This window comes from Mesorhizobium sp. WSM3879, from assembly GCF_002294915.1.
In the GTDB taxonomy this organism is placed as follows: Bacteria; Pseudomonadota; Alphaproteobacteria; order Rhizobiales; family Rhizobiaceae; genus Mesorhizobium.
The window spans coordinates 504,924-526,387 of sequence record NZ_NSFZ01000004.1; the positions used below are offsets into that span (position 1 = coordinate 504,924).

At 61.2% G+C, this 21,464-nt stretch carries 22 protein-coding genes; 17 read left to right on the forward strand and 5 right to left on the reverse strand.

Translation table 11 applies throughout. The features are described from left to right. The 13 genes from CK218_RS12435 (at position 1) to CK218_RS12500 (ending at position 14,404) form a co-directional block, all read left to right on the forward strand. Positions 1-435 (forward strand): VOC family protein, encoded by a 435-nt coding sequence (locus CK218_RS12435; protein ID WP_067328264.1) that lies wholly within the window; start codon positions 1-3, stop codon positions 433-435. 65 nt (positions 436-500) lie between these two features. Then, complete coding sequence (locus CK218_RS12440) at positions 501-1,553, forward strand: ABC transporter substrate-binding protein (protein WP_170950200.1); 1,053 nt, start codon at positions 501-503, stop codon at positions 1,551-1,553. Next, positions 1,553-2,326: an ATP-binding cassette domain-containing protein gene (locus tag CK218_RS12445; RefSeq protein ID WP_095827865.1), complete on the forward strand. Its 774-nt coding sequence runs from the start codon at positions 1,553-1,555 to the stop codon at positions 2,324-2,326. Before CK218_RS12440 ends, CK218_RS12445 begins: the two co-directional genes overlap by 1 nt. After that, positions 2,323-3,078 carry an ABC transporter permease gene (locus CK218_RS12450; protein WP_067328257.1) on the forward strand — a complete coding sequence of 252 codons (756 nt, stop codon included), beginning with the start codon at positions 2,323-2,325 and terminating at the stop codon, positions 3,076-3,078. Before CK218_RS12445 ends, CK218_RS12450 begins: the two co-directional genes overlap by 4 nt. Before the next feature lie 141 nt (positions 3,079-3,219). Then, a complete protein-coding gene (locus tag CK218_RS12455; protein ID WP_095827866.1) occupies positions 3,220-4,386 on the forward strand; it encodes an ROK family transcriptional regulator in 1,167 nt (388 codons plus the stop codon). Beyond that, positions 4,383-5,147, forward strand: a complete 765-nt coding sequence (locus CK218_RS12460; RefSeq protein WP_095827867.1) for an ATP-binding cassette domain-containing protein — start codon at positions 4,383-4,385, stop codon at positions 5,145-5,147. The genes CK218_RS12455 and CK218_RS12460 overlap by 4 nt, the downstream gene beginning before the upstream one ends. Positions 5,148-5,187: 40 nt before the next feature. Continuing rightward, entirely contained in the window at positions 5,188-6,228 is a 1,041-nt protein-coding gene (locus CK218_RS12465) for a sugar ABC transporter substrate-binding protein (RefSeq protein ID WP_095827868.1), read from the forward strand. A gap of 97 nt (positions 6,229-6,325) precedes the next feature. Next, positions 6,326-7,321: an ABC transporter permease gene (locus CK218_RS12470; protein WP_095827869.1), complete on the forward strand. Its 996-nt coding sequence runs from the start codon at positions 6,326-6,328 to the stop codon at positions 7,319-7,321. A gap of 13 nt (positions 7,322-7,334) precedes the next feature. Continuing rightward, positions 7,335-8,105, forward strand: coding sequence for an SDR family oxidoreductase (locus CK218_RS12475; RefSeq protein ID WP_095827870.1), 771 nt, complete (start codon positions 7,335-7,337; stop codon positions 8,103-8,105). A 1,484-nt stretch (positions 8,106-9,589) separates the two neighbouring features. Beyond that, entirely contained in the window at positions 9,590-10,624 is a 1,035-nt protein-coding gene (locus tag CK218_RS12485) for a hypothetical protein (RefSeq protein ID WP_095827872.1), read from the forward strand. A gap of 641 nt (positions 10,625-11,265) precedes the next feature. After that, the gene (locus CK218_RS12490; RefSeq protein WP_143749627.1) at positions 11,266-11,817 is read left to right on the forward strand and encodes a hypothetical protein; all 552 of its coding nucleotides are present in this window, start codon (positions 11,266-11,268) and stop codon (positions 11,815-11,817) included. Positions 11,818-12,020: 203 nt separating this feature from the next. Next, on the forward strand, positions 12,021-13,631 hold the full coding sequence (locus tag CK218_RS12495) for a DUF927 domain-containing protein (protein WP_095827874.1): 1,611 nt from the start codon (positions 12,021-12,023) through the stop codon (positions 13,629-13,631). Positions 13,632-13,948: 317 nt separating this feature from the next. Beyond that, positions 13,949-14,404, forward strand: coding sequence for a hypothetical protein (locus CK218_RS12500; RefSeq protein WP_095827875.1), 456 nt, complete (start codon positions 13,949-13,951; stop codon positions 14,402-14,404). A 23-nt stretch (positions 14,405-14,427) separates the two neighbouring features. On the opposite strand, the gene CK218_RS12505 is transcribed toward CK218_RS12500, so the two are convergent. The 3 genes from CK218_RS12505 to CK218_RS12515 are packed head-to-tail and all read right to left on the reverse strand — an operon-like array spanning position 14,428 to position 17,500. Then, complete coding sequence (locus CK218_RS12505) at positions 14,428-16,446, reverse strand: hydantoinase/oxoprolinase family protein (RefSeq protein WP_095827876.1); 2,019 nt, start codon at positions 16,444-16,446, stop codon at positions 14,428-14,430. Then, positions 16,443-16,784 (reverse strand): ferredoxin FdxA, encoded by a 342-nt coding sequence (gene fdxA, locus CK218_RS12510; RefSeq protein WP_095827877.1) that lies wholly within the window; start codon positions 16,782-16,784, stop codon positions 16,443-16,445. The genes CK218_RS12505 and fdxA overlap by 4 nt, the downstream gene beginning before the upstream one ends. Before the next feature lie 35 nt (positions 16,785-16,819). Further along, positions 16,820-17,500 (reverse strand): CBS domain-containing protein, encoded by a 681-nt coding sequence (locus tag CK218_RS12515; protein WP_179294481.1) that lies wholly within the window; start codon positions 17,498-17,500, stop codon positions 16,820-16,822. Positions 17,501-17,882: 382 nt separating this feature from the next. Here CK218_RS12515 and CK218_RS12520 point away from each other — a divergent pair, with 382 nt between their 5' ends. The 4 genes from CK218_RS12520 (at position 17,883) to CK218_RS12535 (ending at position 19,960) form a co-directional block, all read left to right on the forward strand. Continuing rightward, positions 17,883-18,185 carry a hypothetical protein gene (locus CK218_RS12520; protein ID WP_095827879.1) on the forward strand — a complete coding sequence of 101 codons (303 nt, stop codon included), beginning with the start codon at positions 17,883-17,885 and terminating at the stop codon, positions 18,183-18,185. Positions 18,186-18,268: 83 nt separating this feature from the next. After that, positions 18,269-18,475, forward strand: a complete 207-nt coding sequence (locus tag CK218_RS12525) for a hypothetical protein (protein WP_143749628.1) — start codon at positions 18,269-18,271, stop codon at positions 18,473-18,475. A 293-nt stretch (positions 18,476-18,768) separates the two neighbouring features. After that, positions 18,769-19,236 (forward strand): nucleoside diphosphate kinase regulator, encoded by a 468-nt coding sequence (rnk, locus tag CK218_RS12530; protein WP_095827881.1) that lies wholly within the window; start codon positions 18,769-18,771, stop codon positions 19,234-19,236. Between the two features lie 160 nt (positions 19,237-19,396). Then, positions 19,397-19,960 (forward strand): nucleoside-diphosphate kinase, encoded by a 564-nt coding sequence (locus CK218_RS12535; protein ID WP_095827882.1) that lies wholly within the window; start codon positions 19,397-19,399, stop codon positions 19,958-19,960. A 14-nt stretch (positions 19,961-19,974) separates the two neighbouring features. Here the strand turns inward: CK218_RS12535 and CK218_RS12540 are convergent, their stop codons facing one another. Together CK218_RS12540 and CK218_RS12545 are read right to left on the reverse strand one after the other, a co-directional pair. Then, positions 19,975-20,514 (reverse strand): DUF488 domain-containing protein, encoded by a 540-nt coding sequence (locus CK218_RS12540; protein WP_095827883.1) that lies wholly within the window; start codon positions 20,512-20,514, stop codon positions 19,975-19,977. Positions 20,515-20,574: 60 nt separating this feature from the next. Continuing rightward, positions 20,575-21,414 carry a LysR family transcriptional regulator gene (locus tag CK218_RS12545; protein WP_095827884.1) on the reverse strand — a complete coding sequence of 280 codons (840 nt, stop codon included), beginning with the start codon at positions 21,412-21,414 and terminating at the stop codon, positions 20,575-20,577. Positions 21,415-21,464: the final 50 nt, after the last annotated feature.

A 21,464-nucleotide genomic window follows, 5' to 3' on the forward strand; every position in this document is an offset into this window, starting at 1 on the left:
ATGCCGGCCAACCTCACCCGCATCTCCGACGTCTGCCTGCTGGTGGAAAATATCGAGCGTACGGTCGACTTCTATGTCGGGAAACTCGGCTTCCGGCTGCGTCGGCGTGCCGAAGGCTTTGCCGATTTCCATGGCGAGGGCGTGACGCTCGCCGCCTGGGAGCTCGACCACATCAACCGACACACCGGCGTCTCGAACCAGAGATCGCCGCGCCAAGCGCACAAGGTTTGCGTCGCCGTCCAGCTCGGATCGCCGGCCGAGATCGACCGGCTGCACGGCGAATTGAGCGCCAAGGGCGTGCCCTTCTATGGACCGCCCGAAAACTACGTCTGGAATGCGCGCTGCGCCTATTTCACCGATCCGGACGACACGCTTTGGGAGCTTTACGCCTGGCTCGACGGCGGCCCTGGCGACTACCACGACCAACAGCCGTAGCGACGCCGCGCCGAGGGAGCGGCGCTTGGAAAGAAGAGACAAGAAGTCTGCAACAGGAGCGACAAATGAGTGGGAACCAAGACTACGAATTGAACCGCCGCGCTTTCGTGAAGGGCGGCCTCGCAGCGGTCGCAGCCGCGTCAGCCGGTATGCAATTGGTGTTGACGCCGGGCGCCAGGGCCGCCGGCAAGGTCGTCATCCAGTATGACTGGCTGATGTCCAATGGCCAGATCGGCGACATCGCGGCCGTCGCCAACGGCTATTTCAAGGATACCGGGCTCGAGGTGGAGTTCAGCCCTGGCGGGCCCAACGCCTCGACCGTGCCGCCGGTGATCTCCGGCGCCGCGCAGCTCGGCCAGTTCTCGGAAACGCCGCAGCTTTATGCGGCGCGCGCCAGCGGCGTGCCGATCAAAATCATCGCCTGCGGCTTCCGCACCGGCCCCTATGCGCTGACCTCGAAACCGGGAAAGCCAATCCGCAATGTTGCCGACCTCAAGGGCAAGAAGATCGGCATCCAGCCGACCGCGCGCTTCGTCATCGATGAGATCCTGGCCAAGAACGGCATCGACCCGTCGGAAGTCACCATCGTCAATGTCGGCTTCGACAAGGCGCCTCTGGTGCGCGGCGACGTCGACGCCATCGGCGGCTGGATCACCAACACCCAGGCGCTGAGCGTGGTCGGCGAGGACCGCATCGATCTCCTGGTGCGCGACCTCGGCCTCGCTTCCTACGCCGACGTCTATTTCGCGACCGACGCGGCGATCGAGAAGGACCCCGACACACTGGCGAAGTTCGTCGGCGCGGTCGGCAAGGGCTGGGGCTGGGTTCACGCCAACCCCCAGGAAGCGGTGAAGAAGATGGTCGCCGCCTATCCGGAGATGGATCTCGGCTGGGAAGAGAAGACCGTCAACCTGGTGCTGAAACTCTCCTTCGACGGCGCGACCGCCAAAGATGGCTGGGGCACGTTCGACCCTGCCTCCATCGAGGAGCAATTGACGCTGCTCGACAAGGTCGGCCAGTACCCGAACGGACGCCCGGCCGCCAAAGATGTCTACACCACGAAGATCCTGGAGCTTTCGGCCGCGGACCGGCCCAAGCTCGACGCGCCCGCGGCCTGATGCCGAACGCCATCGAAGCGCAGAAGCTCGATGTCGGCTATGGCGGCCGGCAGAAGGTCGTCAAAGTGCTGTCCGGCCTCGACCTCACGGTCGCGGCCGGCTCCTTCCTGTCGATCCTCGGCCCGTCGGGCTGCGGCAAGTCGACCTTACTTCGCGTGGTAGCGGACCTGCTCGACCCGCTGGACGGCACGATGAGCGTGCTTGGGACCACACCGCACGCGGTGCGCTCGCGCCGCGACGTCGGCTTCGTCTTCCAGGATTCCACCCTGCTGCCCTGGCGCACGGTGCGCGACAATGTGCGCCTGCCGCTCGGCGTCGGCCAGCGCAGCCTCACACGCAAGATCGATGACCGCAGCAGCGAACTGCTGGAGCTGATGGGGCTTGGCGGACTCGGTGAACGCCTGCCGCATCAGCTTTCGGGGGGCCAGCGCCAGCGCGTCGCCATCGCGCGCGCCCTGCTTGGCGAGCCCAGGCTGCTTCTGATGGACGAGCCGTTCGGCGCGCTGGACGAGATCACGCGCGATCGCCTCAACGACGAATTGCTGACGCTCTGGCGGCGCACCGGCACAACGATCCTTTTCGTCACCCATTCGATCGCCGAAGCCGCCTATCTCGGCGAGCGCGTCATTGTGCTGGCTGCCAATCCGGGACGGGTGGTGAAGGACCTTGACCTGCGGCCCTTCAAGCAGGAAGGCAACCGCTGCAAGCGCGAGGATGCGGCGATCGTCGGCGCCATGGCCGAGTTGCGTGCAGCGCTGGAGCGCGCATCGTGAGACCGGCGCCGCTTGCCCCGCAAATGGCGATTGCGCTTCCGGTTCTGGGCGCGGCGTCGATCCTGATTGCCTGGCAGTATCTCCTGCCGCTGCTCGGCGTGCCGGCCTATATCGTGCCAACGCCGACGGCGATCTTCGGCGTCTTCCAGAAGAATTTCGCCCTGCTCATCGACAACCTCAGACCGACGCTGATCGAGGCGCTGGCGGGCTTCGTCATCGGCAATCTCGCCGCCGTGCTGCTTGCCGTGGTCTTCGTGCACAGCCGCATCCTGCAGGCCGCCTATTTCCCGATCGTCCTGTTCTTCAACACTATACCGATCCTGGCGCTGTCGCCGATCATCATCCTGATCTTCGGCCTCGGCATGACGCCAAAGATCGTCATCGCCGCGGTGATCTGCTTCTTCCCGACCCTGGTGAACATGATCCGGGGCCTGGATTCGGCAAGCGACAACGAACACGAGCTGTTCCGCGTGCTGTCGGCGACACGCTCGGAGATCTTCTGGGCTCTGCGCCTGCCCCGCGCCTTGCCGATGCTATTCTCCTCGCTGCGCATCGCCTCGGCCACTGCGGTGATCGGCGCCATCGTCGGCGAATGGATCGGCTCGGACAAAGGCCTCGGCGCGCTGATCATCCAGGCGACGTTCAACTATCAATCCGACCGGCTCTACGCCGCGATCGTGCTGTCCTCGTCGCTGTCGATCGCGCTTTTCTGCATCGTCGTGCTGATCGAGCGTCGCGTCATCAGATACTAGCTTTCCGCACATTGCCCGGGTCGCAAGCGCCGGGGCCGCAGGGAAACTTGCTCTCCTCGGGAGCCGGGCAAATTATTTTTGAATTCCATTTGACTGAATAAATCTTCTCTGCGAACCTTGCGTCCGTCAGGAGCGCAAGCCATGGCGTTGCGGGGAACCAATCAGGAGTTCGGGCGGCCATACAACCGGCGCATCGTGCTCGAATCCATCCGCCGCTTCGGTCCGATCGCCCGCGGCGACATCGCGCACCACGTCGGGCTCACCGTTCAGACGGTCTCGACCATCGTGCGCGAATTGGAGGAACAGGGTTACATACTGTCGGTCCGCGAGGAACCGAAGGGCCGCGGCCAGCCGCCGGCCACGCTGCGCATCAACCCGGAAGGCGGCTATGCCGTCGGCATCCACCTCACCCCGCTGGGGATAGACGCCGCACTCATCAACCTGAGCGGCGACGTGATCGAGAGCGTCCATCGCGAAGCGCCGAGCCCGACACCCGATCTCGCCTTCGAGGCGATCGGCGCCATGGTTGCCGATCTGACCGGGCGCCGCGCCGGAGGACGGGTCATCGGCGTCGGCATGGCGCTTCCCGGCCCGTTCGGCGTCGAGTCCATGAGCTTCGTCGGACCGACCACAATGGCGGGCTGGAAAGGCGTGCCGTTGCGCGAGCGCCTTGCCGCCGCGACCGGCCTGCCCGCCTTCTTCGAGACCGATATGGCGGCGGCGGCCATGGGGGAACGCCTCTACGGCCTCGGCCTCCAGCGATCCGACTACTACTACCTCTATTTCAGCGTCGGGCTTGGCGGCGCCATGGTGCATGACGGCGGCGTGCTGCGCGGGGCCTGGGGCAATGCCGGCGAGATCGGACACATCCCCGTCGTTCCGGAAGGCGAGCTTTGCCCCTGCGGCAACCGGGGCTGCCTCGAACGCTATCTCTCGCTCGAGGCGCGCGGCCGCTGGAACGGCAACGACGCCGAATGGGTGGCCGAAGTCGCTCCGATCTTCCGCAATGCCATCGTCGTGATTGAAAATCTTTTCGATCCCGAGACGATCGTGCTTGGGGGCCTCGCCTCGCCTCAGTTGCTCGAACGCCTGGCTGCATTGGCGGAGCCGCTGCACAATTCGGTTTCGGCTCGCAAGGATCGCGCCGCGCCGCGCATCCTCGTGGCGCAGGGCGGGCAGCATGCCGTGTTGCGCGGCGCCGCGGCACTTGCGGTTTCCGGCGTGCTTTCGCCGCGCTTCGGCCAGATCTTCACCGCCAAGCGGCAGCGCGAAGGCGACCTTCTGAACGGCGGAGACATCGCGGCATGAGCGAACCCCTGCTGGTCCTTGACAACGTCACCAAGAATTACGGCGCCATCCGGGCGCTGAGGGGCATCAGCTTCTCGATCGCGCGCGGCGAGGTGGTGGCGCTGCTCGGCGACAACGGCGCCGGCAAGTCGACGCTGGTCAAGATCATCGCCGGCGGACTCGAGCCGACCTCGGGCCGCATGCTGTTCGAAGGCAAGGAGTTCCTCGCCAAAACCCCCGCCGAGGCCAAGGCCGCCGGCATCGAGACCGTCTACCAGGACCTCTCGCTCTGCACCAATGTCGACGTGGTGGCCAACTTTTTCATGGGCCGCGAGATCACCCGCAAGGTGCTGGGCGTTCCGGTGCTCGACGAGCGCGCGATGGAGTCAGTAGTGGCGAAGGCGCTGGCCATTGCCGGCACTCGCATTCCCTCGCTGCGCACCAAGGTCGAGCATCTCTCGGGCGGCCAGCGGCAGGCGATCGAGCTCAACCGTTTCGTTCATTGGGGCGGCAAGCTGGTGCTGCTCGACGAGCCCTTCGCCGCGCTCGGCGTCGAGCAGACGCGCCGCGGCCTCGACATGATCCGCAAGGTGGCGAGCCAAGGCATCGGGGTCGTCATCATCACCCACATCATGCAGCAGGCCTTCCAGGTCGCCGACCGGATCGTGGTGATCCGCCAGGGCGTCGTGGCGGGCGACGTTGCCCGCAACAAGACAAGTCCCGATGCGGTGATCAACATGATCACCGGGGAAACGCTCGCCGGTGCCGGACCGGCGGGCTGAGGGACAAATGAGGGGTCCGGCGAAAAGAGGAGCGAACGACATGAAGCGAATGCTACTTTCTGTCTTCGGTATCCTGGCCCTGGCCATTGCCACGCTCACGCCGGCATTCGCCCAGTCCAAGGGTACCGTCTACTACCTGGTGCCGACCTTGCTCGACGAATTCCAGACCGGCTCGGTGAGCGCGCTGGAACTGTTCCTGAAACAGGTCGGCTACGAGATGAAGACACTGAACGCCGACAACAAGACCGACGCTCAGCAATCGCAGATGAACGACGTGATCGCGCTGAAGCCGAAGGCGATCATCCTCGCCGCGGTCGATTTCAATGCGTTGAAGCCATCCGTTGAAGCCGCCCGCGCGGCCGGCATCCCTGTGGTCGAGTTCGACCGCCAGATCACCGCCACGCCATCCGACTTCACATCGGTCGCCGGCACGGTCGAGATCGGCCACATTGCGGCGGAGCAGGCCGAAGCGCTGCTGAAGGCCAAGCATAGCTCGGTCAAGGGCAAGATCCTGCAGGTGCTCGGCGATCCCGGCGATCCTTACACGCTCGACATCCAGAAGGGTTTCGAGGAGAAGATGAAGGCGTTTCCGGACGTCAAGATCATCTCGCTGCCCGCCATGCAGTGGGAGGCGAGCAACGCCGGCACCATCGTTGCCGACCAGATCTTGGCCAATCCCGACATCGACCTGATCTTCAGCCACGCCGCGCATCTTTCGGTCGCGGGCGTTGCCTCGCTGGAGGCTGCCGGTAAGAAGCCGGGCGACGTGATGATGATGAGCTCGAACGGCGCGCCGGTCGGCCTCGACCTGATCCGCAAGGGTTGGCTCAACGTCGAAGTCGAACAGCCGCTCTACGCCCAGGCCGCGGCCGTCGCCATGTTCATGGACAAGGTCGTCAACAAGCAGGAGATCAAGCCCGGCGAGTACGACGTGCTCGGCCTGAAGTCGGTGGTGACCAAGGAAGCCTGGGGCCCGAACATCAAGATCCCGGGCGCGGCGATCACCAAGGAGAATGTCGACAACCCCGCTTTCTGGGGCAACCTGAAGCCGCCGACGGATACCGTTAAGCCCGTCGAGTAGGCCTTTTCCATCGAGCTCCGGGCCTCCCGGCCCGGAGCCTCGCGGGCCCGCCCCGCGGCAGCCGCATATTCAAATTCGACGCTAACCGGATCGGCCGATGAGCCCACGCACCCGCCACAGTCTCGAGCTTGTGCTCGACAATCTCGTCTGGTTCATGCTGGTCTTCGTGCTGGCCGTGTTCTCGACCCTCATTCCGAACTTCTTCCAGCTCGGCATCTTCGCCAACATCGTCGAGGCATCGAGCGTGCTGGGCGTGATGTCGATCGGCCTGGCGCTAGTCATCATTGCCGGTCACATGGACCTGTCGGTTGAATCGGTCGCGGCGCTCAGCGCCATGGCAGTCGGCATCATGTTCTGCTCGTCAGGCATCGGCCTCGGCCTGCAGTTGCATCCGGACTGGCTGATGGTGCCGGTCTCGCTCGCCGTAGCCCTGGCGGTGGGAGCCATTATCGGCGTCATCAACGGTTTCCTCATCGTCAGGCTGCAGATGAGCGCCTTCATCATCACGCTTGCCTCCTATATCTGGGTGCGCGGCCTGGTGCTTGTCGTTTCAGGCGGACGCTCGGCGCAGGACCTTGCGCCGGCCATCCGCTGGTTCGGCATCCAGCGGCTCGTCGGGCTGCCGCTCACCGCCTGGATCGCTGTCGGCTGCTTCGTCGTCTTCTCGCTGATTCTCGCCAAGACGCCGTTCGGCCGGCATCTGGTGATGATCGGCGGCAACGAGACCGCGACCTTCCGCGCCGGCATCCGCGTCAACCGCAACCTGATCATCGCCTTCGTGCTTGCCGGCGCCATCGCCGGCCTCGCCGGCTGGCTGCTCGCCATCCGCACCTCCGGCGCCACCGCCAATCTCGGGGTCGGCCTGCTCTTCAACGCCTTCGCCGCCGTCGTCATTGGCGGCGTCAGCCTGAAAGGCGGCGTCGGCACCCTGCCCGGCGTCTATGCCGGCGTGCTGCTTCTGTCGGCCATCAACACCGCCATCAACCTCATGGCCCTGCCGGCCAACTTCACCCAGGTCATCCACGGCTTGCTGGTGCTGGCGGCCGTGCTTCTCGACGCCTTCAAGCAAACCATTCGCCAAAGACTCGCATGACAGGGCGGCTCGCATGACCGGACGCATCCAAGGCAAGGTGGCGGTGATCGTCGGGGCCGCGCGTGGCATCGGCAGGGGCATAGCCCAGCGCTTCGCCGAGGAAGGCGCCAGCCTTGTGCTGGCCGACAGTGAAGCCGAAGCCGGCAGAGCGAGCGCCGACGAACTGGGTGCCGCCTTCATCCGCACCGATATTTCCAAGATGGCCGACGCCGAAGCGGTGGTGGCATTGGCGCTGCAGCGTCACGGCTGCCTCGACATCATCGTCCAGAACGCCGGCATCTATCCCTGGCAACTGATCGAGAACACCAGCCCGGAAGATTGGGACCGGGTCATGGCGGTCAATCTGCGCGGCAGCTTCAACGCCGCCCGGGCAGCGCTTCCACCGATGAAGGCTCAGGGCAGCGGTCGCATGCTCTTCACCTCTTCCATTACCGGCCCGCAAGTGAGCAGCCCCGGCCACGGTCATTATTCGGCAAGCAAGGCCGGCATCAACGGCTTCATCCGCTCGGCGGCGCTGGAGTTTTCTGGCTATGGCATCACCGTTAACGGCGTCGAGCCTGGCAACATCCTGACCGAAGGCATGAAGCTTCACCGCGATGCCGCCTTCATCAAGAGCATGGAGGACGCCGTGCCGCTCGGACGTCTCGGCACGCCGCGCGACGTAGCCAACGCCTTCCTGTTCCTGGCCTCCGACGACGCCAGCTACATCACCGGCACGACGATCGTCGTCGATGGCGGCCAGCTCCTGCCCGAAGGCCAGGATTTCCGCCTGACGCCGCCGTGAGTTCTTGATTGTGCCGGGAAAGTGGTGGGCGATGACGGGCTCGAACCGCCGACATCTTCGGTGTAAACGAAGAAGGCCGGTATCCTGCAGTGTCCTCCCGCTACCGTCTTTTGTTGATTTTGTTCATCTTTTTTCTGCCCAGTTACCTTGTTTGTACCCCGCATTCCCTCGATACTAGTTGCTAGTTTGTTGCTAGGAGGGGCGCGTGCCGATCACAAAGACGGATGCGGAGAGGCTGACCCAGAATTCGATCCTCTGGGACACTGGTCGCGGAAGCGTGACCGGTTTCGGTGTCAGGCGGCAACGAAGGCATGCCGTTTTCGTCCTAAAATATTCTGCGGCCGGTCGACAGAGGTGGCATACCATCGGCCGCTTCGGTGCCCTAACCGTCGACGAAGCGAGACTTCAAGCGAAGGTACTCCTCGGCCAGATCGCGGCCGGTGATGCACCACGGCGTCGCGCTCCGCAAAACGAAACGACCGCTGTGGTCACCATAGCGGACCTTTGCGATCGCTACATGATCGCGGCAGAGTCCGGGGCCGTTTTGACACGCTTCAATAGGCCTAAGAAGACTTCAACCCTGTCAATCGACACCGGTCGCATCGAGCGACACATAAAGCCTCTTATCGGTTCGGTTGCGGTCGTAGATTTGGACGGGCGCAAGGTCAAAGGTCTCATCCAAGACATCACGCTCGGAAAAACCGCAGTTACCGTGAAAACCAAACCGCGGGGTCGTGCGAGGGTGCTAGGGGGAGCATCCACGGCTGCTCGCGTCGCAGACCTCCTTTCCGGAATAATGTCATGGGCTGTTGACGAGGAGATCGTCACGGCTAATCCGGTTCATGGTATCCGGCGCTTTAGAAGCGAAGCCAAAGACCGGTTCTTGAGCGATGGTGAGCTCGCCAAACTAGGTGCTCAGTTGCGGAATGGGAAAGATCAATCCGGAGTCCATCTTCATCCAGCCGGGATTCAAATAGTCGAACTCCTGTGCCTGACGGGCTGCCGATCCAGCGAGATTACAAAATTGAGATGGAGCGAGGTGGATCTCGACCACTCGTGCCTGCGCCTCGAGGATACCAAATCTGGGAGAAGCCTCCGTCCCATCGGTTCCGCGGCTTCCAAGATCCTGGCGTCACTACCTAGACAAAAAGGGTGCCCGTATGTGTTCCCGGGAGCGAGAGGAATTTCGCATTTTCAGGGGCTTAATAAGATCGCGCCAAAGCTATTTCGGTCGGCTGGTTTGGACGGTGTAAGTTGTCATGTTCTGCGGCATACCTTCGCCTCCGTTGCTTCAGAACTGGGCTATTCGGACGGCACCATTGCCGGAATGCTGGGGCACAAAGGACGAACCGTTACGTCGCGATACGTTCACCGGCCGGATGCGGCTCTCGCATCAGCCTCAACGGAGGTGTCAGAAGAGATTGCAAGGCGACTAGCGGTAGATGCTAACGACGGATAACCTTAGCGACATGGGGTAAAGTCCGATGACAAACAGCGGTGACGAAGGCGGCTCGACAGCTGAGCCGAGCCAGAAAATTCGCCTTGGCATGAAGCGTTTTTGGCAGATTCAAAGGGTCAAGCTCACATCGAAGATGCTGCGGCGGATCCTTCGAGAACCTTGGACGCCTGCACCTGTCGATCAGACGAGCCCATTCAAGTCTGTAACCGAGGGTGGGGTGGTGGACATAGCAGAGTTGCAGTCCGTTCTTTTCGACCCCGATCTTCCTAAAGAGATGGAGCCTATCCCCGGGAGAATGTTCGTCGCTTGGCTAGTAGACCCATCGGACAAAGACCTTCACCTAAGTGCGTTGCGTTCAGCCGTTCGAGCGACAGCAGATAAGCTGGAGGGATCCCACAAGGGATCTAATCGTCGCGCTCATACCGTTGACCAAGCTTACGCGCGTTTAGCTAAGCGCAACCAAACCTTTTACAACGGAATCTATGAGCAAGTCGGTGGCGTCGGAAGCGTTTCGATAGCCAACACGTCGGAGCAGATGGCAGCCGAGATTTTGAATGCCGCGACCTGGATCCATGATACCCTGATTATGTACACAGGCCTCCACGTTATCAGGTCCGCAGTCAGCACTGCCTCGGCCGGCGCGCTAAGCGCAATGAAGGCCTATGACATCCCTGACGAGATTGACTGGCGCCCTGACCTGGAACCGATTGCGAGGACGCCTCGGAAAAGAAAAACCATCGAAAACGACGTCGCGGATAAAGCGTTCGCACCAGCTTTCGCCTACGCTGCTTACAACACGCTAGACGGCGGCGGGAAGCGTCTCCTCCATCGAATACTCTTTGACCCTGCGAGCCTCTACTCACATTCCGAGTGCGTTCAGCAGGCCTTTCGCAGAGCGAGGTATGTCTACGACAGCCTCACCCCCGTGCCTATGAAGAAGGAGGACAATGGCTTGCCCGTGGAGACTGAACCATTTGAGCCCGAGCCCATAAGTGAGGACGCTAAAGCGAAGCTGATCAAGCTGTCAGCAAGGAGGGCTGGTCGTCCACTGAAGCAATAATTCCAGGTATTTTTGATTTATCCATAGTAGGCTGATTTTTCGGCATTTTTTGCCGTTTGCCCCTGAAGCATTTTCTGGTCCTCACCAACAACGGAAGGACCCGTAAATGCCTGAAACAACACAACCTTTAGACCCGGAGAACGAGACATTTCTCGACGAGCATGCGCTCGCAAAGAGATGGTCGATCTCGGTCAAGACCCTGAGAAATCGCCGCGTCACCGGCGGCTCTCTACCGTACGTAAAATTGTCTCGTTCGGTCCGCTATCGGCTCTCGGACATTCTGTCATGGGAGGAAGAACACACCCGTCAGAATACGTCGCAGCGAGGTCACAATGGCTAAAGCCAAGCACCCCCTGCGCCGGCCAACCAAATGGCGCCAGTACCGTGACATGGATCACGCGATCGCCGATCATCAACTACGGCTGCGTCGGCTCCGCGGCCTTGGAAAGCTTACCCCTGACGACGAACTCTTCGAATGCCGAAGTGGTCGTTGCGGGCAACGATCGGAAATCCCTCCACACAGAACGACCTCGCCGAACCCCTTCCCCTGCTCGGCCATATGTCGGGTGGCTCATATCAGATTGGAGCGAAAGGAGGGGCCTAGGATAGCGCAGATCCTGGCCCCTCTCGATCGCCAACCGTTGTTCGTGACCGTGGCCAGCCCGACCTACTGGTTGGCCCCCAAAGACCTCCCCCAGTTCAAAGTCAGCGGCATCGTTCAATCGATCAAAAGGGGTCTGAAGAAGGCAGAAGGAGCCTCAGGTCAAGCCATCGTAGCCGTTGGTCGGGTGGACTTCGACCTCGGTTACGGACTGGACGGAAAGGTCATAGTCCGCCCTCATGTCCATCTAGTGGTTGCAGGGTCGGACGAACGAACGCTCAAGACCCACCTCCGACAACGTTACGATCGGGAGGCATTTCGGACGCTAAAGCCGGTCAAAGTTCTTCCGGTCGAAGACAAGGGTGCGCTTCGTTACGCGCTTAAATGCCGGCTAGGCGGTCTGCCTAATCACTGCGACGCACCGCTGAATTTTGCTCTCGATCGGCAACGATTGATCGTCGGTTATGAAGCGTTATTCGACGAATTCCTACTGAAACACAAAGTCGGCGACCTGCTCATCCTGTTTGGAATTCGGAGAAATAGAAGTCAACTTGAAGTCCTGAACGACAAGACGACGAGAATTGAAAAATGACACGCGGTGCGTTTCTTGGTCATGAATGACTGATCCATACGCCGCGACCGTAAAATACTCAGTCGATCATCTACACAACTGCACCTTCATCACCACATCGCTCACGACCTTTCGCGCAACTCATTGAGCCGGAGACAGATCGACCTGTGTCCAAATCTGGTGAGGCATGTGAGGCAAGTGAGGCAAAGCTAAGGAAATTAGTCATGTCACCTACATCGAAAATCCGCCGATACCGCGACGAGGACGGTAGAGAGTGGGTCTTAATAGCCTTCAAGCGATACGACCACCTCGAAGAGACTGAGTTGCTGCCGAGGCAAAAGGCAATGAACCCCAAGGAGCTCAGGAGTGCTCTGTTAGCTCGTGGTGCGACACAAGACGAAGCCAATCTCGATTTCGCCCGGCTGGAGGCCGAGCTACCGCCAGATTGCGGAATTTTGGCGAGCCGGACCGGATGGCATAATCGATCCTTTCTAATCACCGGCAACCGGTGCATTGGGGCCGACGACGTCCTACTGAACCCCGCGCTGGAGCCAGGACGCACTCTTGATACGCCTTCCAGCAAAGGCACATTCGCAGGATGGCAAGAGAACGTTGCAAAACCGGCCCTGCGCTCGGATTACGCGGCGTTCGCGATCTTACACTCATTCGCCGCACCCCTGTTTCGGTTCTCACACTCAAGACTTCGTGAGGGGGCGCTCTTCCATCTGTGGTCGAGCAGTTCGACAGGAAAGACGACGGCGTTGAAGGTGGGAGGTTCAGTGGCTGGTCCGCAGCAGCACTTGCCTGACTGGGATGCAAGCACACGTGCGTTGCAGGAGCTTGGAGCCACCCGAAACGGCCTTCAGTTGGTCCTCGATGACACCGAGAAAATCAAGAACGGCGCGAAATGGCAGATCCTCAGCTCAACTATCCATCAGCTTACCGGTGGCAAGGGAACGACCTATTCGCAGGCGGTGCAGGATCGATTGCCGAACGTAAAGTTCGACGTGTGGGGACTATCGACCGGGCCGCTTTCGATTGAAGCAGAATTCGTCCGCGGGGGCCGCGAGCGCACAGATGGCGACAGAGCCCGAACGATCGATATTCGAGTACCGGACAAGGCAAGTGGCGGCATATGGTCGGCGGCCAACTATAGCGGGGAAAAGGCGAGAGCTAACGCATCGGAATGCCTCGCCAATTCCGCTGAGAAAGATCATGGGACAGCGTTGATCGAATGGGTGACTTACCTGGTGGATAATCAGGACACTCTCGAAACATTGGTAACACACCTCATCGACAAGTTCGTTGATCACGTGTGCCGTGAGCAAGGGGGCGTACAGCGGCGCATCGCTCAAAAGTTCGGTTTGGTTTTGGCCGCCGCGAGATTGGCCATAAAGGCCGGGATACTGCCGTGGACGCAGCGCGATTGCGATCGACTTCTGTTAAGGATCTATCGCCTATCCCAGGAGGGCGCGGAAGATCGCGAAATGCCTCAGAACGACCCCGCGACCGTTGTCTGGCAGGCCGCTCAGGACCGTCGCAGGTTTCCTCGTTTCGAGGACAGCGACGATATCGAAGTTGCCGAGTCATGCCCGGGTTTTGTTGCCGGCTCGCCGGGTAAAAGGCGACTGTTCATCAGCACGGAAGCGATCTCCGAGCTGTTCCCCGACTGCTGCAAGGCAACCATTGATCGGTTGAACAGCCAGGGAATCGTTTTGAACGGGGAAGGTGGCAAGCGGACTCGCCAAATTCGCGTTTCCGTCGACGGGCGGCGGCAGAGAGTTCGGTTCGTCGTCTTCAAACTGAAAGCGCTGAAGAACGCCGCCGGCTTATGACCGACGTCTTTGTTGGCTGAGTCCCGACAAAAGGCTCCTCTTCCGCGGGGGAGCCTCGCCGCGCTGTTTCCCGCATGCAGCTGTCAACTGCGCTTCAGACATGCGTTAAAATAGACTTGAAACGCTTTCGCTGGGTGACGCCAACGCGTGCAAGATCACAGCAAAAGCTCCACCGTAAAGGTTACATGACCAACTAATTCAACCCGGTGACAATGCGAACAATTGTGTCCGTTGTCAGTCATCCGCAACAGAGTTGGTCGCCCCAAGGATCAGGTAGCAACCTGATCCTCCTATCGCAAACAATTTTGGAGACAACTATGACGACTACCATTCTGAAACGTTCCGATATCGTTGAGAAGAGCGCTTTGATCGAATGGCTCTCGCAGACAGTGAAGCGTAGAGAGCCACAGCGGCAGGTACCCATCCCATTCGTGAAAAACTTTGATTATCTGGTACGGCAGTTAAAAAAAGACGACGTGATGGTAGTTGCATGGTTGGAATACCTTCATGAGCTATTCTGTTCGATCATCGATAATGACGAACCGCAGCTTTGCAACGAGGACATTACGGCTGTAATTGCAGGTACCCTTGACCGTGCTGTGAAAAACCAAGGAAAGGTCTCAGCTGCGGATTTTGTCGCGTCGCTGGTGGAACTGGCGGAGCTTGATGGTCTCAAGATGAACCGGGCCGATAAGGCCCTCAAAATCACCAGTACTCGTCGGTTCTTCGCAAACCATGGGTTCAACGTCGCCGTAACGCTACCTAAACGTTAGCCACCCCGGTTTCCCAACGTACCTCACGAAGCGATGCGCGGACGCCCCGTGGCGGTCGCAACGACGATGGCTTCAACGAAACTGCGTTCGCCCTCGATCGTCGCTACCTTGATCTGCCGCGCGGTTTCGATCCGGGCCTGATCGGTCCCGGCACGCTCGGCAAGACTTGCCGCCAGGACGCGAACATGGGCCTCGGCGGCGGCCATGGCTTCGTCCTCGGTGTCGAAGTCGTCCAGCCGCTCGCCGGAATTCAGACGGAAGAGCCCAATTTCCGGCTGGCTGACGCGAGCCTCCGCCGACATGCGCACCTGCCCTACGACTGCGCCCAGTGCATTCGCGACGTCGGCGTGCTCGGCGATATGGCAGTCATTGCCGATCAGGGGTGGCAGGCCGGCGTAGTGAAGCGACGCTGAGGCTCCCAGCCCGATCACAGGCCGGTCGAGTTCGATCGACAGCCGCGCCATCCCGCCGCGCTGGCGAACCGCCCTCTGGACCAGCGAATTGGCAACGGAGACGTCGCCGTCCAGCCCATCTTCGGCGAAGACCGTTTCCAGGACGGCTTCGGCCGAGCGTCGTGTGACGCAGCCGAGGACCATCTCCGAAAATGCGTCCGCGTCTTTCGCGATCTGACGCCCCTGGCCGTCGCGCCTGCGCGCAAATAGCGCCGCACCCAACCGGGCCGCGGCAGGATCCCAGTTGGCTTGCCTGCCGACCACGTGGGCCGCATCGGATGGCGTGAAGCCGACGATGTGCACCAGACCGCGCGCGACCAGGCGGTTGAGTGTCGCTACCTGTGAGGTCGACATGAGCAGGTCATCGAGCTTGGCGGGAATTGCCGAGATGCTGGCGTAGAGCCGAGCCTCCGTCGCCGTCAGGCCGGCTGCGAGCCGGTCTGGAACCCCCGTGCGCAATGCAAAGCGACCATCGAGCCGCCCGGTGTTGGGCTTGAGCAATTGACGCTGCAGACCCTTGCGCACCGCGTCGCCATGCTCCACGGCAGCCAGCGCCAGCGGCACGAGTCGCCGCGGCCCGAGCACGATCGCCGAAGTCAGCGACCGCTCCCGAAGCGAAACTTCCGAGTCTCCTCCGAGGCCGAACGTGCGCATGGCGACAGCCTCTACCATGGTGCGCTGGCCGCCAACCGTCGCACCTTCGGGATCGAGCCGCAGGCGGCCGGCTTGCAAGACGGCGATATCGGTGGTCGTACCGCCGATGTCGGAAATCACCGCGTCGTCCAGGTTTGTCAGGTACCGGGCTCCGACCAGGCTGGCTGCCGGACCTGAGAGAATGGTCTCGATCGGCCGGGCCCGGGCAAACTTGGTGGTGACCAACGTGCCATCGCCGCGCACCATCATCAGCGGCGCCGCTATGCCGCGCTTTTCGAGGAAGCCTTCCGTGGCATCGATAAGGCGGTCGATCATCGAGATGAGGCGAGCATTGAGAAGCGTCGTCAGCGCGCGTCGCGGCCCGCCGAGCTTGGACGACAGTTCATGCGAACAGGTTACTGGAAGCCCCGTGCGCCCGCGGATGAGCTCGCGCGCCGCGATCTCGTGTTCCGGATTGCGAACGGCGAAATAGGCCGCGACTGCGACCCCGGAAACAGTGTCGGCAAGCCCCGGCAACGCTTCCTCTAGAGCGTCCAGCGCAAGGGCACGCGGTTCGCCGTGAACGTCATGCCCGCCTTGGCAAAAGACAACGGGATCGAACCCCAGCGCCTTCGACAAACCGCCTCTGGCAAGGTCGGCTTCGGCGAAGCCGACCATCACCAGGGCGACCCGGCCGCCCTGCCCTTCGATAAGCGCGTTGGTGGCGAGCGTCGTCGACATCGACACCAGCTTGATCGCGCCGGGAGAGATGGCCGCCTCGCCGAGAACGGCGTCGACGGCGCCGGCGATACCTTGGGCGAGATCGTGCCGGGTCGTCAGCGACTTGGCCTTCGCGACAATGCCGGCGGCTTCGGACCAAAGGACGGCGTCCGTGTAGGTGCCGCCCGTATCGATGCCGAGATAGAGCGGAAAGGCGTGTCCGATGGCCGCGTTCATCCGTCTCCCTGCCCTGGATTAGAGGAGAAGTATCGGGGAAACTTGTCCGCTTCGCCGTCGAACGTCTTGGCATCCGCAGGTGGATCGTGCTTGACCGTGATGTTCGGCCACAGAGACGCGTACTCCGCGTTCAACAACAGCCAATCCTGAAGGTCGGGCGCGGTGTCGGGAAAGATTGCCTTGGCGGGACACTCGGGCTCGCAGACGCCGCAATCGATGCATTCGTCGGGATGTATGACGAGCATGTTCTCGCCCTCGTAGAAACAGTCGACGGGGCAGACCTCTACGCAGTCCATGTATTTGCATTTGATGCAGTTGTCGGTGACCACGAACGTCATGCGGCGCCTGTCACTGGTTCGGTCCTCGCCCTGCCTCAGACCATCGCGTAGGCAACGTCGAGGGGGACGCGGAGATCATCGACGGCCCGAACTCCGGCGGTGTTTTCGGCCAGAACCAGCGATGCCTTCCGTTCCTGTTCCGACAGATAGCCGCCCCACAAGGTGACCACCCCGTTTTTCACGCTCACGTCGGCTGCTCCGATCGACGGCCACGCCTCGACCCGCAGGGCGTCGACAATTTCGCGCCTGATGCTGGCATCGTCGTGGAATGAGACCGGGCGAGGCCGGCTTTGCCTGGCGGACGCCAGCGTGCGCACCAGATCTGCCCGGGCGACAACCCCCACGGCGCGCTCGCCGCTGACGACGAAGACGCGCCGAGTGCGATTGACTTCAAGCAGCGCCGCGATTTCGTCGATCGGAGTGCACGGTGAAACGGTGATCACCTGCCTGGTCATGACGTCGGTCACATGGGCGGAGTGCGACTTCAAATAGTCCGCCGCGAGCGCGGCGTTACGGCCGAAGAGATGGAACCACCAGGAACGCCGCGGCGCGACCGTCCCAATTTCCGCCCTGTGGACCAGGTCCTCTTCGCTTACGGTGCCGAGCATCACGCCTCGGTCAATCACCGCGACCGCGCTCAAACCGCGCGTGACAAGTAGGTCGCACACTTCGTCCAATGTGCTGTCTGGCCCGACCGCGACGACCGGTGACCTCATTATATCCATTGCAACCAGCGTCCGTGCTCTGTCGGGAGGCCGAACGCCAGGCCACGAAAGCACCTGGTGGCTATCGCTTTTGGACCTATCCATGGTCTGCGCGCCTCATCGCGCCTTTCCCAAGACTTCGCACTTTCGCCGGTGTGAACCGTCGGCGCCGGCTGCCAAGCCGTGGCGAAAGCATCCCCTTTTCGTTTATGCAACACAAACGAAATTTATTGCGGCTTTAACGCAACTTTCTTGCATCATAATTTCGACCTGAGGAGTGGCGTTGGCCCTTTCCTTTTTCGGACTCGATATCCAATCTTAAAGGTTGAGCCGCGGCGCGAGAGTGTAACGGCTTTCAGCGGACGAGTCCCGCAAGCGTCTGAAAAGGGAATTTATGATGATCACCGGTGCTCAATGCCGCGCCGCTCGCGCGCTGGTCGAATGGACCCGTGAAAAGCTCGCCAGCAATTCGGGTGTCGATGGGTTGGTCATCGAAGAATTCGAGCGACGTATCACCCTTCCGGACCGGGAAATCTGCGACACGCTCCAGACCACGCTCGAACAGGCCGGCGCTGTTTTCATTGCCGAGAACGGCGGCGGTATCGGTGTTCGCCTGAAACTCAACCGCTCGGAGGTCAAAAGGATCGGCGTCCTGGAGAATGAGGGCGGTATCGTTGGAACGGATGCCGTTCCATAAGTTCCGGCTTAGGAGGAGCGACCAATTCACGATCCCCTCCTGATCACAATTTCAGGGGCGACCGGATAGTCATGGAGAGCGTCTTGAAGATCATGTGGGGTGATCTCACCGAAGAGGAGCAGACAGCGCTTAAGCGCATAAATCGCGGACCCTATCCGGCTCTATCGAAAGAATTGGCCGAACGGCTTGTCTTCCTCGGACTGGCGGAAAAGAGACCGCACGGGACAGGCATAAACAGGGCTGGAAGAGAACTGGTGATAAACACGCTGCTCGGCGCTCGCCCCGAATAGCCCAAGACTGCAGCCGTCGAGATGGTCGCCTTGACTTCCGGGATTGCTTCCCCAATTATGTGCTTATGAACGTCGTTACTAAAATTCTTTTCGATTTTCTTTTCCGGGTTTGCCCCATCGCGGGATCTTAACCCCCGGCTCGGCTGCCTGTGCCCCGAGCCGAGGGGCCGACTTCAATCGACATGATCCGCAGCGGCTGCACGTCTCCGCGCATCGCCGCCTTAATACCCCCCGAATTGGCCAGTTTCCGCCACCGTGATGGCTGCTGGCCGTTACAGCCATGAGAATTCGAAATGCTGCACAACACCAGAACCCCGCGTAAGCCGAAAATCCGGATCTCGCAGTCGGACCATGCGCGTTTGTCAGCGCTGGCGAGCACGTTTGCCGCACGAAACCCGGAAGCGTCTGACGAACTCCTTGCCGAACTCGAGCGTGCGCGCGTCGTCGCCGATGGCTGGGTCTCTTCCGGCACTGTCCGGATGGGCTCGACTGTGACGTTCAAGCCCGACTCCGGCGATCGGAAAACGGTCGCGCTGGTTTATCCGGGTGAAGCGGACATTTCTGCAGGCAAGGTTTCAATCCTGACGCCGATCGGCACGGCCCTGATCGGCCTATCGGCCGGGCAGTCTATCATGTGGACGGCACGGGACGGACGCAGGCATGAACTGTTGGTGCTTGGTGTAAGCAAACCCAGCGCGGAGGAAGTCGATGGCGCCCAAAGCCTCGCCCCTCCGACTCCAGCGGTCGCGGCGAGCCTCTAGACATGGGCGTCTCCTTCCGTCTCCTCAATCATGCAGGCAGTCTGATCGCGGGAGTCTGACCCCTGGGCCGGCCCGGTCCGGCGCAGGGGTATCTTTCCACATCACACGATCAATTGCTTGATGCCGGATCGCCTCTGACCGCTCCGGCTGGAGACATTTCATGTCCACTACCGATAGCTGCCAACTGACCACCAAAGACTACACCATTCTTGAGGTGGTAAGGGACCGTCATCCAATGCGCGATGAAACGTTCTGGGCTATTCTCCAACGAAAGATTTCGAGCGCAGTCGTAATGTTTCGGGATGACATCCCGGCAAACATCGTGACACTCAACAGCCGCGTTGCCTATCGGGTGAACGACGGCCCTGCCGAAACCCGCATCATCGCACATGACCAGATGCGCGGCCTGGTTGGCATGCTGTTGCCCATAACCAATCTGCGCGGCCTAGCGTTGCTCGGTCTGGCCGAGGGTCAGTCCATGTCCATTCCGACAGCGGACGGCAGCCTTGAAACGCTGACCGTGCATGAAGTGGTCTATCAACCGGAAGCCGCAAGGCGCGAGAGGCTGAAGCTCGCGGGAGTTGTTGCGTCGGAACCGCGGCGGCCGAGCGAGCCGGGCCTGCGAGTCGTTCATCGTTCCGATGAATCGCGCGACAAACCTCGCAACGAGGTTGCGGAGGCCTTCGACGCCGGGTTCGACGACCCGGGTCCGCCGGCCGCCTAAGGAAGCGGCTAGCCTCAGGGGCGTAAAGGCGGGTAGACAAGCGTTCCGTCGGCCCTTGCCCTCACACCGTCGGTGAGCTTCGCAGGCTCGACCTTGTTATCACGCATTAGATGAAAAACGATTTCGCCGTGGCTGATCAGATAGTCGGCCACGATTCTGCGGTGACAGCGCCACCAGAGCGTTTCCGAGCACATGACGGCGCACCGCCGCCGCCTGCCGAGGGACACAAGCCTGTTCAAGCCGCTGGCAAATTCCGCGGACAAGGCATAGTCGGCATAGTTGTGGAAGCTCTGGTTGATCCAGAATGCGTTGAGCGTCGGCAGAACGTCGTGTGCCTTGCCGCGCAGGCCGCCAAGCTCGGCAATGTGCTCATATACGATGCCGAACGCCGCCAGGCTTTCGGGAAGTACCTCGCTGTTGAATTGCGGGTTTGCCCGCGAACGCCGCACCGTTCTTATGTCGACCACCAGCGCGACTTCTCCAACTTGCAGCAGGGCGACGAATTCGGCGATTGACCGCTTCGAGTGACCGATGGTGTAGAATGGATGAGGCATTTTCGGTCAATCCGTGACGATCATCCTGGCCCAAACTTGGTTCGCTCCTCGAAGGAACAATCATTTCACGACATGCTTGAGGCCGCGTAGCGCCTCCTGAATGTCGGTGCGCGTCTCGCTTGCTTCCGGATAGACAGCATAGGCCGGATAGGTGAATTCCGGCGCGCCATCCACGATCTCCAACTGCCCCGCCTCGATATGGGGAGCTGCGGCGCCCCTGCGGAAATAGCCCATGCCGCCTGCGCGCAGGATGTAGCTAAGACCCAACGGCCCCAGGCCAACCAGCAATCCAGGTTCTCCGAAAGCGGTCGAACTTGCGTCGTGCTGCGCCGCGAACAGTGGTCCCCAATCCACATAGACGTAGTCTTTTGCGCCAGCCGGCTCTTCGTTCTTGGTCCTGACGAGAACAAGCTGCTCTTCGACGAGCAACTCCACCTTGAAGCCTGGCAAGAGCTTCGGCGCGTAAAGCACGGCGATGTCCAGAACACCCGTTCTGAGCTGGTCGAGAAGTTGGTCGGGCACGCCGACCTGGGCATGGATGGCGATCTCCGGCTTGGCCTTCTTCATCCACACCAGCCAGTCGAGCAGCAGCGGATTCCACAAGCTGAGTTCGCCGCCCAGGGCAACGACGCTTGTCCGTCCCGACGGGATAGCAAGCTGATGGCGGGCACGCTCCCAGATTTGAACGAAAGACTGGGCAAAGCGCTCGAACTCGCGCCCGGACGGCGTCAATTGCGCGCCGTTGCGGTTTCGGATGAAGAGCTGGCGTCCGAGCTCGTCCTCCAGCGTGCGTATGCGCGCGCTGACAGTGGTCTGCGTGACATGAAGGCGATCCGCTGCCTTCAGGAAACTGCCCGAATGGACGATTTCAAGGAACGTGCGCGCGCGATCTATGTCCATTGGACTTTCCTTAAGTGCAATAATTTTGCATTCATACAGCATTTAATTCC